Annotated in this window: 18 protein-coding genes and 2 pseudogenes; 7 read left to right on the top strand and 13 right to left on the bottom strand. The window is 40.2% G+C overall.

What is annotated here, in order from left to right:
* Positions 1-6: 6 nt before the first annotated feature.
* From ACMAZF_RS09680 to ACMAZF_RS09670, 3 genes are all read right to left on the bottom strand, one after another.
* Entirely contained in the window at positions 7-432 is a 426-nt protein-coding gene (locus ACMAZF_RS09680; protein ID WP_435277138.1) for a thioredoxin family protein, read from the bottom strand.
* Between the two features lie 52 nt (positions 433-484).
* The gene (locus ACMAZF_RS09675) at positions 485-1,009 is read right to left on the bottom strand and encodes an RNA methyltransferase (protein WP_435277137.1); all 525 of its coding nucleotides are present in this window, start codon (positions 1,007-1,009) and stop codon (positions 485-487) included.
* A 79-nt stretch (positions 1,010-1,088) separates the two neighbouring features.
* Complete coding sequence (locus tag ACMAZF_RS09670; RefSeq protein ID WP_435277136.1) at positions 1,089-1,439, bottom strand: rhodanese-like domain-containing protein; 351 nt, start codon at positions 1,437-1,439, stop codon at positions 1,089-1,091.
* Positions 1,440-1,563: 124 nt separating this feature from the next.
* Between ACMAZF_RS09670 and ACMAZF_RS09665 the strand changes: the two genes are divergently transcribed.
* The 3 genes from ACMAZF_RS09665 to ACMAZF_RS09655 all read left to right on the top strand — a co-directional run bounded on the left by ACMAZF_RS09665 (position 1,564) and on the right by ACMAZF_RS09655 (position 3,835).
* Positions 1,564-1,860, top strand: coding sequence for an ArsR/SmtB family transcription factor (locus tag ACMAZF_RS09665; protein WP_435277135.1), 297 nt, complete (start codon positions 1,564-1,566; stop codon positions 1,858-1,860).
* A gap of 44 nt (positions 1,861-1,904) precedes the next feature.
* Positions 1,905-2,732 carry an SDR family oxidoreductase gene (locus tag ACMAZF_RS09660; protein WP_435277134.1) on the top strand — a complete coding sequence of 276 codons (828 nt, stop codon included), beginning with the start codon at positions 1,905-1,907 and terminating at the stop codon, positions 2,730-2,732.
* Positions 2,733-2,863: 131 nt separating this feature from the next.
* Positions 2,864-3,835, top strand: a complete 972-nt coding sequence (locus tag ACMAZF_RS09655; RefSeq protein WP_435277133.1) for a dihydrodipicolinate synthase family protein — start codon at positions 2,864-2,866, stop codon at positions 3,833-3,835.
* A gap of 36 nt (positions 3,836-3,871) precedes the next feature.
* Here the strand turns inward: ACMAZF_RS09655 and ACMAZF_RS09650 are convergent, their stop codons facing one another.
* Both ACMAZF_RS09650 and ACMAZF_RS09645 read right to left on the bottom strand, forming a co-directional pair.
* Complete coding sequence (locus tag ACMAZF_RS09650; RefSeq protein WP_435277220.1) at positions 3,872-4,249, bottom strand: methyl-accepting chemotaxis protein; 378 nt, start codon at positions 4,247-4,249, stop codon at positions 3,872-3,874.
* Between the two features lie 153 nt (positions 4,250-4,402).
* A pseudogene (locus ACMAZF_RS09645) lies at positions 4,403-5,167 on the bottom strand (PAS domain-containing protein); the annotation flags it as partial.
* A 524-nt stretch (positions 5,168-5,691) separates the two neighbouring features.
* On the opposite strand from ACMAZF_RS09645, the pseudogene ACMAZF_RS09640 reads away from it, so the two are divergent.
* Positions 5,692-6,804, top strand: a pseudogene (locus tag ACMAZF_RS09640) (IS110 family transposase).
* 639 nt (positions 6,805-7,443) lie between these two features.
* On the opposite strand, the gene ACMAZF_RS09635 reads toward ACMAZF_RS09640, so the two are convergent.
* Positions 7,444-8,304, bottom strand: coding sequence for a CPBP family glutamic-type intramembrane protease (locus ACMAZF_RS09635; protein WP_435277132.1), 861 nt, complete (start codon positions 8,302-8,304; stop codon positions 7,444-7,446).
* A 132-nt stretch (positions 8,305-8,436) separates the two neighbouring features.
* A complete protein-coding gene (locus ACMAZF_RS09630) occupies positions 8,437-8,730 on the bottom strand; it encodes a YciI family protein (protein WP_435277131.1) in 294 nt (97 codons plus the stop codon).
* A 338-nt stretch (positions 8,731-9,068) separates the two neighbouring features.
* Between ACMAZF_RS09630 and tnpC the strand changes: the two genes are divergently transcribed.
* From tnpC to ACMAZF_RS09615, 3 genes are all read left to right on the top strand, one after another.
* On the top strand, positions 9,069-10,490 hold the full coding sequence (tnpC, locus tag ACMAZF_RS09625; RefSeq protein WP_435277130.1) for an IS66 family transposase: 1,422 nt from the start codon (positions 9,069-9,071) through the stop codon (positions 10,488-10,490).
* Between the two features lie 311 nt (positions 10,491-10,801).
* A protein-coding gene (locus ACMAZF_RS09620) for an IS3 family transposase (RefSeq protein ID WP_435273982.1) occupies positions 10,802-11,979 on the top strand; the annotation gives its coding sequence in 2 pieces (ribosomal slippage) (positions 10,802-11,060 and positions 11,060-11,979; 1,179 coding nt in all).
* Positions 11,980-12,158: 179 nt separating this feature from the next.
* Complete coding sequence (locus tag ACMAZF_RS09615) at positions 12,159-12,413, top strand: hypothetical protein (protein WP_435277129.1); 255 nt, start codon at positions 12,159-12,161, stop codon at positions 12,411-12,413.
* Positions 12,414-12,531: 118 nt separating this feature from the next.
* On the opposite strand, the gene ACMAZF_RS09610 is transcribed toward ACMAZF_RS09615, so the two are convergent.
* The 6 genes from ACMAZF_RS09610 to tnpA all read right to left on the bottom strand — a co-directional run bounded on the left by ACMAZF_RS09610 (position 12,532) and on the right by tnpA (position 14,663).
* On the bottom strand, positions 12,532-12,792 hold the full coding sequence (locus ACMAZF_RS09610) for a Txe/YoeB family addiction module toxin (RefSeq protein WP_435277128.1): 261 nt from the start codon (positions 12,790-12,792) through the stop codon (positions 12,532-12,534).
* Positions 12,785-13,039: a type II toxin-antitoxin system Phd/YefM family antitoxin gene (locus tag ACMAZF_RS09605; protein ID WP_435277127.1), complete on the bottom strand. Its 255-nt coding sequence runs from the start codon at positions 13,037-13,039 to the stop codon at positions 12,785-12,787. The genes ACMAZF_RS09610 and ACMAZF_RS09605 overlap by 8 nt, the downstream gene beginning before the upstream one ends.
* Before the next feature lie 102 nt (positions 13,040-13,141).
* Positions 13,142-13,702 (bottom strand): transposase, encoded by a 561-nt coding sequence (locus tag ACMAZF_RS09600; RefSeq protein WP_435277126.1) that lies wholly within the window; start codon positions 13,700-13,702, stop codon positions 13,142-13,144.
* A gap of 8 nt (positions 13,703-13,710) precedes the next feature.
* Complete coding sequence (locus ACMAZF_RS09595) at positions 13,711-13,926, bottom strand: hypothetical protein (RefSeq protein WP_435277125.1); 216 nt, start codon at positions 13,924-13,926, stop codon at positions 13,711-13,713.
* A 93-nt stretch (positions 13,927-14,019) separates the two neighbouring features.
* Positions 14,020-14,370: an IS66 family insertion sequence element accessory protein TnpB gene (tnpB, locus tag ACMAZF_RS09590; RefSeq protein WP_435274019.1), complete on the bottom strand. Its 351-nt coding sequence runs from the start codon at positions 14,368-14,370 to the stop codon at positions 14,020-14,022.
* A gap of 158 nt (positions 14,371-14,528) precedes the next feature.
* On the bottom strand, positions 14,529-14,663 hold the full coding sequence (gene tnpA, locus ACMAZF_RS09585; protein ID WP_435277124.1) for an IS66 family insertion sequence element accessory protein TnpA: 135 nt from the start codon (positions 14,661-14,663) through the stop codon (positions 14,529-14,531).
* Between the last annotated feature and the right edge of the window lie 15 nt (positions 14,664-14,678).

Raw genomic sequence — 14,678 nt, 5'->3', positions numbered from 1 at the left:
TGACAATTATGGGGTTGTCATAGCAATAATATCTTGCGCCAAACTTTGTTTTGGTCGCTCAATGATACGCCCTACTTCTTGATTGTTTCTATAAACAATAAAAGTTGGGGTGTACTGTAAATCATATACTTCGTCAGCTGTCTTTTTATAATCAACGGCAATCAGTTTTGTGGTGATGTTATTATTTGCTGCATGTTCAAGTAGTTTTAGCAAACGCGGAACTTCACGAACACTGTCGTGACACCAAGTACCAAATAGCACATGAATTTCTAAAGGCTCTTTAATCGATTTTAGCGCAGCAACTTCTTTTTCATCAATGCTTAAACCCGTAAACTCTTCGTTAAATTCTTCAAAAGACGTTAATAACTTGCTTTGATTAATCTCGCCGACGAACAATTTGTCTGAAGCGCAAGATGTTAAAGTGACGAACATGGTGCTGGTAAGCATTAGTGCTGACAGTATTTTTTCATTATTATAGATCCGTTTATTTTACTTTAAGTCTGTTATTGGTATCTCGAGAAGTGCGAATCAGTTCGTCACCTTGTGCAAGCGGCCCTAATTTGGCCATGCGATCATAAAGCACGACGTTAACGGTGGCTGCTAAGTTCATGCAGCCTACAGTAGGAATATAGATAACGTGTTCGCACCATGCCACCACGTCTTTATCGAGTGATTTATCTTCAGGACCAAAAATGTAATAGGCATTGTCGGGATGTTTAAAATCAACCAGTGATGTAGCGCCTTCTACTAACTCTATCGCGACGGGAACGCAGCCTTGAGGAAGTGATTCTTTAAAGCTTTCAGTCGCCGCTAATGGAATTCGGCGGCTAACATTCTTGGTGTCGGTATGTAACTTTTGCCCACGGCTCATTGCGGCGTCAAAGCGCTTACCTGTATAGAAAACACCGTCGGCATTATAGCAGCCGGCAGCGCGCATAACGCTGCCGACATTGTCTGGACTTTTAGGATTGGTTAATCCGATAAATGCTTGTTGTTGGAGCTGACTCATTAATCTTTAAACTATATAACTTACGTGGCGACAGTGTACCTTAGCGGTTTTGGCTTGCAAGGTAACAACCAATAATTTTTTAGTTAAAGTCAGTTTGAGACAAAATTGGCATTGGGCAGCTAATCACAGTAACGTTTTCATAGCCGACACGGGTAAGTTGTTCAGCCGCGAAGATTGCTCTTACACCACTTGCGCAATGTAAATAAATTGGGCGCTTAGCATCTTTTTCAAGTGCTAACATTTTCATTTCGAGTAATCCACGAGGAATATTAACACTGTTGGCAGCGACAATTTGTTCACATTCAGCAGGCTCTCGCACATCAATAAGCAAACCACGATTGGTTGAAATTTCCTGAGCAGCGGTCTCTGCGGTGATAATTCGTATTGATGGTTTAATCGTTGCCACTAAATCTGGAATAGTCTTTAACATGTGGATGTTCCTTAGGTAATATGGTGTAAGAATATCGTATCAATCTATATTAGCAAGGGCTAATTTAATGAGATATACTTTTATTAAAATAGAGCCCTAATCGTTGTATTAAGTAAGGTTATTCATGTCTCCAGAATTAATGGCAGAAAAAGCCGCGGTCGTTGAATCCGTATTGAAAATGATGGCAAATCGTAATCGTCTAATGATTTTATGCAGTTTATTGGATGAAGAACGCAGTGTGACGCAACTCAATGACATCGTTCCCCTATCGCAATCGGCGCTTTCTCAACACTTAAGTGCGCTGCGTCAAGCAGAGCTCGTTGCGACCAGACGCGAAGCACAGACTATCTATTATCGTGTTGCCAGCGATAGTGTTCGCGCCATTTTGGCAACGCTTTATGAGCAATACTGCCAAGAGTAATTATTTTATCACCCCGCCGACTTTCATTATTTAAGTATCCCTTTATGACACAACAATCCATTCTTATTACTGGCTGCTCGACAGGTATTGGCCTTGATGCGGCATTAACACTCCATGCACGCGGTTATCAGGTATTAGCGACAGCGAGAAAGCAGCAAGATGTTGATACGCTGATATCCAAGGGCTTGACGGCTTTTCAGTTAGATGTCACTGATTATGGCTCTATCGATGCTGCGTTAGTTAAAATACTGACTGAATCAGGCGGTAAATTAGACTTTCTCTTTAACAACGGCGCATACGGACAACCGGGCGCGGTTGAAGATTTGCCTACTGACGCATTACGTGCGCAGTTCGAGACCAACTTGTTTGGTTGGCATGAGCTCACTAAACGTATTATCCCCATCATGCGCCAGCAAGGCCACGGTAGAATTATTCAATGTAGCTCAGTGCTGGGTTTTGTGTCGCTTAAATATCGCGGCGCTTACAACGCCTCAAAATATGCCTTAGAAGGGTTAACTGATACCATGCGTTTAGAACTTAAAGACGCTAATATCCAAGTATCGCTCATTGAACCCGGCCCTATTGATACGCAGTTTAGAGCCAATGCATTACAAGCGTTCAATCAATATATTAGTGTCGATGACAGTGTTCACGAAGCCGACTATAAAGAGCAAATTAAGCGGTTATCATCAGAAAACCCTGGTGGCAGTATGACATTACCATCATCAGCGGTGACTAAAGCGTTGATCCATTCGTTGGAAGCTAAACGGGCCAAGGTTCGTTATCGTGTAACCACGCCAACAAAGATGTTTGCATTCTTCAAACGAATATTGCCGAGTCGGTGGTTAGATAGCTTGTTATCAAAAGGATAATGGAAATTACGAAGTTTAATCACAAGAATTATTTCTAATGACTTTAATAGCCCAGACTTAATAAAGATAATTGAACTGCAACCCACTTGCTAGTATATTGTATACAATACGATTTAGATAATGAGAATACAATGGAAACAACAAATACAACAGACTGGCGCTACACTGTTATGCCAGCTGTTTTTACATGGCTAAAAGAGACTGACACTGGCGCTTTAGAAATTGATTTAGCGGCTACGCAAAAGTATGCGGCTGATATCTTACGTGTTCAAGGTAAAGGTGGAACACGTATGGGCGGCCTAGTTGGCTCTGGCACACTGGGCGAAAACAGCTACTTAACCGTTGAACAACGCCTTTCTTTACTATCAGCGCTTTCTGAAGTTGCTAAAGAATTTAATGTACCACTAATTAGCGGCGCAGCGGCAGAAACTAAAGAAGAAATAGCAACAATCGTTAAAGAACTGGCGGCCGTTGGTGTTGATACGGTCATGGTTATGCCTCCAAAAACGCAAGAAACGCCGTCTGACGAAGAAATGTATGACTACTATGCCCTTTCAGCATCAGCAGCGCGTGAGTCTGGTATTACTATCATGCCTTACAACAACCCAGACTCTGCCGGTTACCACGCTCTTTCTATCGAACTTCTTAGAAAACTTGCACAGCTACCAGAAGTAACGGCACTGAAAATCTCAACCTCAGATGTGTCGGTCATCGAAACACTGACGCTAGACAACGAAGAATTAAAAGTGCTAGCAGGCGTAGATACAGTAACTATTCACGCGGGTCTAGCTGGCGCATGTGGTGGTATCACTGGTGTTGGTTGTATATTCCCAAAAGCGAGTGTCACGATGCAAGAATACGTCAATAACGGTGAATGGGCACAAGCAAACAAAATCTCTCGCGCTATGAACCCTATTTCATACTTAGACGCGCAACCTTTGTTGTTAGAATACCTAAAATTTGCATTCGGTATTCACCACAACGACGCCACAGGCGGTCTTCGCACGCTTGGTAAGAAATTAACTGAAGCACAAATCGAAGATGTTCGCGCAAGATACGCGCTTGCCAAAGAACGCCTATCGGCGCTTGATTTGTTGGATTAATTGCTGATCGCAAAGCCTTTAGGGGGCTTTAACAATCTATTTTTTTAACTTAGCAACGGTTTCAGAGACGTTAGTCGCGCCAACTTTAATCGTTTCGACAACTGCACTTGCCTCGGTGATCTGATTTTTACTCTTGGCTAATAAATCAGACACTTCTGTCATGCCCTCTTGCACGCTCGTCGTGACACGGCGATTATTTGACACAACGTCCGCTATTTCGTCAGTTGATTTAGTTGTGCGTGACGCTAACTGCCGCACTTCGTCCGCCACCACAGCAAACCCTCTTCCTTGCTCTCCAGCTCGAGCAGCTTCGATTGCCGCATTTAACGCCAGTAAATTAGTTTGGTCTGCAATTCCTTGGATAGTAGAAACAATAGAAGCAATACTTTCGGACTGTTCATTTAGATTCGTCACTTTATCTGAGGTTTCGCCAGCAGAAACAGATATATCATTAGAGATTTTCACCGATGAATCTAGCAATTTGGACGCTTCTTTAGCCACTGTGACAGTCTCTATTGAGGTTTTGTAGGCAACATCGGACGCTTGACTAATGGCCCGCTGTTCAATAACATTTTGAGTAATATCACTAGCGAACTTGATAACTTTTACAACTTTTTTGTTGCTGTCATAAATTGGGTTATAAGTCGCTTCTAGCCATATTTCTTCACCGTTAGCACCTTTGCGCTGAAATTGACCTGCTTTAATTTGACCCTGTTCTAAATCAGACCAAAAGTTCGGATTATCCTCGTAAAACTCATCTTCGCAAAACATACGATGATGCTGACCAGTAATTTGCTGTAGTGAATAGCCAACGGTTTGGATAAAGTTTCCGTTCGCTGTTAGGATAGTGCCATTGGGTAGAAATTCGATGATGGCTTGAGAGCAATGTAACGCATTAATGATAGCGTCTTGAGCCATTGCGTCATTAATTTTTGATGTAACATCGGACGCAATTTTTAGAACCTTTGTCACTTTTGCATCCACACTAATTGGGATGTATGTAGCTTCCAACCATACCGTATCTCCAATTTTATTACGTCGTTCAAATGTTCCCATTTGCGGCTGTCCAGCTTTCAGTGAAGGCCAGAAATCTTTATACTCTGCTGAATTAGCATACTCTGTTTGACACATGACACGATGATGCTGACCAACCACTTCATCTAAACTGTAGCCGGCAACAACGAGAAAATTTTGATTAGCGTCAATAATGGTACCATCAGGCGTAAACTCAATTACCGCAACATGCTCCTTAATAGAATTAATAACAGATAGCGACTCACCAAGTAATCCCTCTAATGAAAAAATTTTTTCCTTTAACTTTGTTTGAAACATAAGAACCTCACATCTATAATAATGAATCAAATTACTACCCAATAGTCGCTAGGCAATCTTATTGGGTAACCAAACAACCTACTTACAACCTATAGTATGGTTAATAAGTCGTCAATAGTTACTTTTAACTACCATATACCGAACGCAGGACAAGCACAGCCCAGAGGAAAATATTTCTTCGATTGAGTAATTACATGACTGACGTAACCACAATCTTTATCTGGATCGGAAATTTAACCAGCCCCTTTATTCCTTGCTTCATCTAATGCGTTAACTCACCCACACATAAGTATGCTCTTAATTAATGAGCAGGTTTCGGCGTATTAAGTTCGACATGGGAGTCATATCAACGCCAACCTAAACCGCAGATTGCTGGTGCAGGTTTTGCGCCTTTTGTTTATTGCAAAAAATGCGACAGTAAAATCTGTCGGGTTTCAGGTTCTTGATACTCATTGAGCTCTCTCCCTAAATTTAGCAGTAACTGCTAAATTTAATGGCGACAACCGTAATCAGGAGAAAGCCCAATGAACTTTTACAATAGCACACATCCTTACTACTGCGGTATCGATTTACACGCGAGAATACTTTATGTCTGCATCGTTGACAATAATGGCCAAACCATTGTTCATAAAGAAATATCTGCCGATGCAAATAAACTACATACCTTACTTGAACCCTATATTGGCAATATTGTTGTTGGCGTTGAGTGCATGCAGTGCTGGTACTGGTTATCCGATTTCTGCGATGATATCGGCGTCGATTTCATTCTTGGCCACCGCTTTACATGACAATTTCATCGGGAATGAATTTGAACAGCGTAGCTGGCCCGAAGGGGAAAATACAAGGATGTATTTTCTAATGCAATACATGGTGGTAAAGCGAAAAACGATAAAATAGATTCCTACAAAATCGCCAAACTGATACGCGGTGGTAACTTTCCATTAGCATACACCTACCCAAAAGAAATAAGAGCCACAAGAGATTTATTACGCAGACGCATGAAGATTGTCAGGCACGGCTCTGATTTAAAGGCTCATGTGGTTAACACGACCAGTCAATATAACCTTCCGCCTAATCGGGTTAACCTTAAAAATATCTGCGCAAGAGAGCAATTAAAGTCAACCTTTCCTAATCCTGTCGTTCAGCGCTCCATAGACCTTGATATGGACATTCTTGACCACTATGCCAAGCAACTAAGTAAGCTCGAGTGGTATATCGAGCAACAAGCTAAACAACATAATCCTGTTCATTATCAACTGTTAAAAACAATCTCTGGCGTTGGGCGTATTCTAGCGCTAACCATCATTTATGAAATCGGTGATATTACACGCTTTAGTTCAGTACAAAAATTTGCATCCTATGCACGATTAGTCAAATGCAAGGCTGAGTCAGCAGCAAAAACTTATGGCACATCAGGCAATAAAATAGGGAATGCTCATTTGAAATGGGCTTTTTCAGAAGCTATCGTACTTCATCTGCGTGGAAACAAGGAAGCAAAAAACTATTTACAAATACTGCAACGACGTATGAGTAAAGCAAAGGCTTTATCGGCATTCGCGCATAAGCTTGGTCGATGTGTTTTCTACATGCTAAAAAATGAAACGGTGTTTGATGAACGAAAGTTTTTAAAGCGTTAGTCACGTGATGGAGTGAGCTCGAACGTCTAACTGGGCAAAGCTGAGTACCCATCAAACTCGCGAGTACCAATAACTTTCACAACATCGAGTTTGTGTACCTCTACGCTAGACCCCGTGCGCTTGATTAGACGCTCCATCAGCGTGCATCACAATTAAATTTAGTTGCTTACACCTTAACTAAGCTCGGTACTAACTGGATACGAAATATCGTAAGCCCGTCACTTGAATGATGCTAGATTAAGGTTAACCGATGAATGTCTCGGCTTTGGCTTCCTGCGTCGCTCTACCTCATAAATCCATTTATTCGTAGTGCCCCTTTAACGCACTCAAGGATGGTAAAGCAAAGGCAGCGATGAGATCGCATTAAGAGAGCCTCAATATGTGTTTGCTGTAAGTAATTAACAGCAATAATGACAGACGAAGTAAACAAATAAAGTTAATTGATTATACCAATTGCATTAAGTAAGTGATCTTGTTGTGCGTAGAGAAAATCAGCTAAAACAAGGCGCTCGATTGACTAATAGCTGGCTATTAGGATTGAGAGCAACGCCATTTTAGTTAATTTTAACAAGTACAAGTGGGCAAATATTTAATGCAATTGGTATTAGACAATCGACCGCTACGCGGCCGAAGAAGTTACTAATGCCTATTGACTCGAGAAGGGCTCATATGTGTTATATGCCGTTTTAAACCACTAGGCCAATCCCAGCCAAATCGTTGAAATGCTAGAATTAATATTAAACCATATATGGCAAATATTGCACCTGTTTCGTCAATAAAATATGGTGTTATTTCATTACTCTTTGTTAAATCATTGAATACATGAAATATGAACAAGTTATGACTTGTATGTATAAAACATCCAGTCCATAAGCTACCAGACTTTATACGAAACCAAGTATAAATATATGTATTACCAGTAAGCATTAAAGTAAAACAGAAAAGCTGAAAAAATATAGGTGAACCAGTACCATAATTACCAGTAAGAATTAGTGGAAAGTGCCACACAGACCAAATTATACCAACAAAAAGAGATACTTGATTGGGAGTGTAATTCTCTAACAATCGAGGAGTAAGGTAACCTCGCCAGCCAATTTCCTCACCTAGAGCTGAACGACCAGAATAAAAACTACCTTCAAGAATAAGTAACATCATAGGTATGAACGATAATTTAGTCATGAAGTTAGATTCAAAGCCTTTGAAACTTCCAAGCTCAGTTACCCAAATAGCCCCATAAACAATAATTAACGAGACTATAGGAATAAAAAAGCTAATAAATAGATATGAAATTTTCCCAAAGCCAAAATAGAAACCTTTGATAGTTTTGTTAATTAATAAATAGGTAATTATTGATGCCACTCCAGGACACCACATTAATCCAAAGGTTAGCCAGCCATTATCACTTACAGAGATCCAATAATAGAATATTGAACTAAAAGAAAACGTTAAAAGAAGATATAAACTAACTTCCTTTGTTAAAGATACTTTTCCCTGTGACAATTTACACTCCAGAATTGAGGCTGCAATCAAAAGGCATATAACGCCTTACTAATGGGCGCTTAAATGCTTGGCTAAAATTAGCGACGAAGGAGCGCAAGCCTGCTGTTTTGCGTCCTTTGGTTTAGGCACTTGTTATATGCAATTTTTGATTGATTCGAACTCTTTTGACGCCATTGTTGGAACAAACTCGGTAATTTCGTAGTTTGCCACGTTTGCAATGTAAAATGGGTCTTCTTTTATGATTCCATCCACCTCAGCTTTGTTAGATGCATTAACTAAGATTATTCCACCAGTTCGGGGTACTTTACGACCAGATGCTATGAATTTTCCTGAAGCATAATACTTTTCCAGAAACATGACATGCTCATTGATAAGCTTATCAACTTCAGATAACTCTGATTTGTATGTTAAAGATACGATAAACACTGAACACTCCTTTGCATATAACAGTATATTATCCATAATTCACGATAGTAACGGATTATGGCATTAAAAATTAAGACCAAGAATAATAATAAAACTATTATATGTCAAAGGTTTAATATTGTGAAAAACAGCACGGATTCATCATTATTTTTGTAGAAACTAAGCATTGCGTCATACTCAGCATGCCTGCGCTGAGTATGACGCAATCATATAAAAATGGTAACTACTCAGCACTTCAAAGTTAGTGTTTTAAATTAATTGAAAAATAAAAAATGATCGACTTGCTTGATCATTCTGAGCCGTTATTCTATGGGTCTCTCTATTCAGTAGTTTGAGCAATGAAAATAAGCGGCATCGATATTGAAAAAAATATCGACAACATAAAAAAGCAAATTGAGACGGATAAAACATTGTCCCCATCAATGCGTGCCGCTATCGATTTATTGTTGCTTATCGTCACTTTATTGTCCCAACGGTTAGGCCTTAACAGTCGAAATAGCAGTAAACCACCATCATCAGATCCTAATCGAAAAAAGAAGCCTAACGCTAATAGTTCAAATGCATCGGGTGGGCAACTCGGTCATAAAGGAACAACTTTACCGCTTGATGAACGACCTGATATCAACCATAAAATAGTTCTTGATAGAACGCTATTACCACCAGGGAGTTATACCGATATGGGGGTGGAAACCCGTCAGGTAGTGGATATAGAGTTTAAGCGCGTCGTAACTCAATACCAAGCCCAAATTCTTGAAAACGAATTTGGTAAGCGATTCGTTGCTCCATTTCCAACGGGGGTTAATAGTCGAATTCAATATGGTAATGGGCTAAAGGCTCACGCGGTTTACTTGTCTCAATATCAGCTACTCCCTTACGAGCGTATTCGTGAATATTTTACCGACCAACTTAACATTCCACTGAGTAGTGGCAGTCTGTACAACTTCATTAATACAGCTTACCGTCATCTCGATGAGACGAATGCGCTTGAATTCATCAAGGAAAGTTTGAAGCATGAATCAGTGCTTCATGCTGATGAAACAGGCATTAACATTAACGGTCAACGTCAATGGTTACACAATGCATCATCATTAAAATGGACCTATCTATCGGCTCATGAGAAACGAGGTTGTGATGCCATCAATGCCATTGGAATACTACCCGACTTCACTGGTGTGATGTGTCATGAACACTGGAAGCCGTACTATCGTTATGATTGTCAACATGCTTTATGCAATGCTCATCATCTGCGAGAACTCACACGTGCATACGAACAGGATGGCAAGAGCTGGGCTGAAACGATGCGTATTTTTTTAATAGAGCTTAATCAGGAAGTTGAAGATAGCGGTGGAGTGATTAGCGACAAAAGACAATTAATGAGTCGCCTTCAATATCGAGATATTTTAAAAGAGGGTGAACACGAAAGCCCTCCGCCAGCGATAATCGTCGGGAAACGTGGACGCCCTAAGAAATCAAAATCGCGCAATTTATTAGAGCGATTACAGAGTTACGAAGATGATGTACTCAGATTTATGGTGGATAAAATTGTGCCTTTCACGAACAATCAGGGTGAAAATGATTTGAGAATGGTGAAAGTTCAGCAAAAGATATCGGGCTGCTTTAGAAGCAAGCATGGTTCCGTCATGTTTTTTGGCCTTAGAAGCTACCTGTCAAGTTGTAAAAAACAAGGGGTCAGTGCGTCTACTGCTTTGTCATTATTATTAAACGGAGCACTACCAAATATCTTCCCCCCTGCTGAGTAGTTACATAAAAATTTAGTAATGAAAATCAATTGATTACAAATAATACAATGAAGAAAGCAAGTATTGTTGTGCTCACCTTCCACAAAAAATTGATTTTTCATATAAACCTCTTTTTTCCAGTAACTTCGCGATGTAATACGAGTTAAGCGATTTAGCCTACAAACTGAAAAAAGTTATTTATATTGGACTAAATTTTTCATTATGTTTTCAATGTCTTTTTTACTTGGGGAAAGCGTGCATGTAGTGGTACAGTGAATTTGGTCACTTAAATAGAGGTGTTATCATACGCCTCATCAACTTTAGGTGAATCAATGAATACTAGAACAAGACCAACTTATTCAGCAGAATTTAAACTCGAAACAGCTCAACTTGTTGTTGATGAAGGATACTCTGTCAGAGAAGCTTCCGAAGCCGTCGGAGTGAGTAAATCAGCCATTGATAAATGGGCACGACAATTAAAGAAAGAGCGAAACGGTATAGCAGACCAACCGACTGCATTAACACCTGAACAAATAAAAATTAAAGAACTCGAAAAACGCATAAAACGGATTGAATTAGAAAAAGAAATACTAAAAAAGGCTACAGCTCTCTTGATGTCAGACTCCCTAGACAATTTGAAATAGTCCAGGCGTTACAAGAGAGCTATGATGTAAAAACAGTCTGTGAAGTCTTTGATATTCATCGTAGTAGCTATGGTTACTGGCGTAAAAATTCAAAAAACGCCAGTCATAAGCACTTAAAAGCAGAATTAATGGTTCGCGCTATTTTCTCGGAAAGTGGCGAATCAGCAGGAGCCAGAAGCGTAGCTCAGATAGCAACGACTAGAGATATGCCATTAAGCCGCTACCGAGCAAACCGCATTATGAAAAAGCTTGGCCTAGTGAGTTGTCAGATACCTAAGCATGCTTATAAGCGAGGTGGAAATGAGCACGCAGCGATACCGAATCACTTAGACAGACAATTTGTTGTTAGCGAACCCAATCAAGTTTGGTGTGGAGATGTGACTTTTATATGGGCAGGTAATCGTTGGTGTTATTTAGCCGTTGTGATTGATTTGTTCGCCAGAAAACCTATTGGTTGGGCGATGTCTTACTCACCTGATACAGCGCTAACTAGCCAAGCATTAACAATGGCTTTTGAGTCACGAGGGAGACCAAAAGGCGTGATGTTTCATTCAGATCAAGGCTGTCATTATACGAGTAAGAAATATCGTCAATTACTTTGGCGATATCAAATCAAGCAAAGCATGAGCAGACGAGGAAACTGTTGGGATAACGCACCGATGGAAAGATTCTTTAGGAGTTTTAAAACAGAATGGATGCCCACTGTAGGTTATCAATCTTTAGTGCAAGCCAAGGCGGCAGTAGTGAATTATATTACAGGATATTATAGTAACGTCAGGCCTCATCAATATAATGGCGGTTTAACTCCAAATGAATCGGAACAGAGATACTGGAAAACTTACAAAACCGTGACCAAAATTAGTTGACCACTACAGCATTAACAAAAAAAGGCCGAAATCAATCGATTTCGGCCTTCCCTATCTCACTTTAAAAAGTAAAAAATAACGCTAATTATTCTTCAATTTCCATGGTCATTAGTGATGCGTTACCGCCTGCGGCTGTGGTGTAGGTACTGATAAATTTAATGACTGTCCTTTAACTCACCATGCAAGAATACGTCAATAACGGTGAATGGGCACAAGCAAACAAAATCTCTCGTGCCATGAATCCTATTTCATACTTAGACGCGCAACCTCTGCTGTTAGAATACCTAAAGTTTGCATTCGGTATTCATCACAACGACGCCACAGGCGGCCTTCGCACGCTTGGTAAGAAATTAACTGAAGCACAAATCGAAGATGTTCGAGCAGGATACGCGCTAGCCAAAGAACGCCTAGCGGTGCTTGATTTGTTGGATTAGTGGTTGATATTAACATTTGAAACTTAAAGCCTCGATAATTCGAGGCTTTTTTTATTGAATAGAAAGCGCTAGTCATGTGGAGAAGCTTTTTTATGCAGTTGTTAACTATCTTACTTCGCTAGTAGTGATAACGACAGGAGATTAACGTTAAATACGAATCTGATACGGCATACACTAAACGATTAGTTTCATCTATACGCCTAGACCAGAAACCAGATAAATTTTCTTTTAAGGGCTCTGGCTTACCAATACCCTCAAATGGAGTGCGCTTGGTATCATTAATTAATTTATTAATTCGCTTTAACGTCTTTTTATCTTGTCCTTGCCAATAAATGTAATCACTCCATGCTTCATCCGTCCATGCAAGTTGCCTAGTCATCAGTGAGATCTCGATATTGAATTTTACCGGAATTGTATTGCGCTATTGATTTCGATAAATGCGCAGCATTAGCTGGTGACTTTAATAAATGAACCGTTTCCATTAAGCTATTGTAATGTTCCATTGACATAACAACTGCATCCTCGGCGTCTCTTCGAGTTATCACGGTATAATCAACATCATTTACAACGTTATCCAAGACAGATTTGAGTCCATTTCGTGCTTCAGTGAAAGATACTATACGCATAGCGCACCTCATTAGTTGTACATGCAATAAGACAAGTCTAACTAATTGATGATACATGTGCAATATATGGAACAACCCCTATTCTGTTCCGTTTAAGAAATTTTATGACTGTCCTTTATTTGACTGTTTATTTGACTGTATTTTGAGTGTGTCATACAACGGTTCAAGCAGTTCGCTACAACGAAGCATCCAACTTGACATGGTTTTACGATTAATCGTTATGCCGATATCGCCAAACCACGTTTCTTGTCGATACAACGGTAAGCCAAACTGATACTTACAGGTAATGATTTGACTGAGTAAACTTGGCGTAGCAATACTTTTAGGGATAGGAGTTGACGGCATTGGCGCTATCTGGATATCACTTTGTATGCCCTCTTTTTCACACGCTCTGCATGCGTATTTGGGACGAACGGTTTTAATAACCTTGATATGAGCAGGTACAAATTCGAGCGTTTCACTTTCTGCTTCACCCATTTTATGTAACGCACTTTGACAGTGACTACAGACTTTAGCGTCGTCGTGTAAATCAACCACCACCTCTTTGCGAGGTAAGGCCTCGGGTAATGGTGTGCGCTTGGGTTTTGCTTTTTCGGTGTGTGGTTCATCATTGGCGATGAGGAGCGCTTTTTCTGTGTCAGACAGCGTTTCTATGTCATCCAATTGAGCTTCTACTTCGTTAAATACTTCACCAGCCCTGCCATTTTCTCTGACTTTTTGCCGTATTCTTTGGCAATCTTGGCGTTATACGCATCAAGTAGTTCTTGATAGAGAGACTTTTGCTGCGCTAACTCTTTATTTTGCTTTTGCACAACGTACTGCAACTCAAGCAGCATGCTCTTGAGTTGTTCTGGGTCGTTGGGCAATGAGTTGGCATCAAATTTCATGCCGTCAGTGTAGCAATGTTATAGCGCCATTGTGACTGTTCAGCTCAAATAGAAAATCAGATCGTGTCAACGATCGTTGACTTGTGTATTGCGCTATCCCAGATCGGACTGATAATGTAATTCTTGATGACCAAGGACATCGTAACCAGACAATAGCCAAGTGAGTTGTTGCTCTGTTAACACAACATCCTCGCTATCAAGTTGACTTGGCCATTTGAATTTGTGTTTTTCAAGGCGTTTATACCACAGGGCAAAGCCCGTTTTATCCCAATAGACTAATTTCAATTTATCTTTGGCTTTATTAGAGAATAAGAACAGTGCGCCGGTGTAGGCATCGTATTTAAGCTCTTGCTCTACAATAGCAATAAGGCCATCGATGGACTTTCGAAAATCGACTACATCGCGATACAGATAGACAGCGCTTGGATTAACAAACATCTTCATGATGCAACCCCTTAAGCAGCTGTGCCAAGTACACTGGCGATGTTGATTGTGGTAAGCACACCTTGGCGAGGCCTACAGTAAGAACAATAGGAGCTATTTCTGTATTAATTTTGACGGTTGAGTGACGCTGACTTTTACAAAGCTTGATGTTTCCTTAGTTAACTTCTTCTTAGTTGCATAAAAGGCTGTGGTTGAATGTTATTGTCGCGGCAAAAATCACTAACGCTCAAGCCACTGGATTGGTGCAGATTAATGATGTCTTGCCATTGTTCGAGGCTTCGATGTTTACTCATGTTAATCTCCTTAAT

The organism is Psychrobium sp. nBUS_13, assembly GCF_051201665.1.
In the GTDB taxonomy this organism is placed as follows: domain Bacteria; phylum Pseudomonadota; class Gammaproteobacteria; order Enterobacterales; family Psychrobiaceae; genus Psychrobium.
This window is presented reverse-complemented; position numbering and strand designations above follow the sequence as displayed.